Here is a 316-nt window from a genome sequence, read left to right as displayed (position 1 = left end):
CGATCACCAGCACCCGGGAGCCCTCCGGCACCTGCTCACTGATCAGCCGGGCCACCGCCTGCGCCGAGGTGATCACATCGTCGGCGACGGTGGGTATCCCCAGCGCTGTCAGATGCGCGGCCACGACATCCGGCGTCCGCAGGGCGTTGTTCGTGACATACGCGAGATGCATCCCGCCCGCCCGGGCCACGGCAAGCGATTCGACGGCATGCCCGATCGCATTACCGCCCGCGTACACCACACCGTCGAGGTCGAGCAGCGCCGTGTCGTACGCCTCGCTCAGGGCCCGGCCACTGCCCGCGGGCCTCGTCCTGAC

The 316-nt window shown here is 70.3% G+C and carries 1 pseudogene; it reads right to left on the bottom strand.

What is annotated here, in order from left to right:
- Nucleotides 1-316: pseudogene (locus tag ACLZOT_RS51320) on the bottom strand (HAD family hydrolase); the annotation flags it as partial.

Source organism: Streptomyces sp. 4F14 (genome assembly GCF_048159485.1).
In the GTDB taxonomy this organism is placed as follows: domain Bacteria; phylum Actinomycetota; class Actinomycetes; order Streptomycetales; family Streptomycetaceae; genus Streptomyces.
This window is presented reverse-complemented; position numbering and strand designations above follow the sequence as displayed.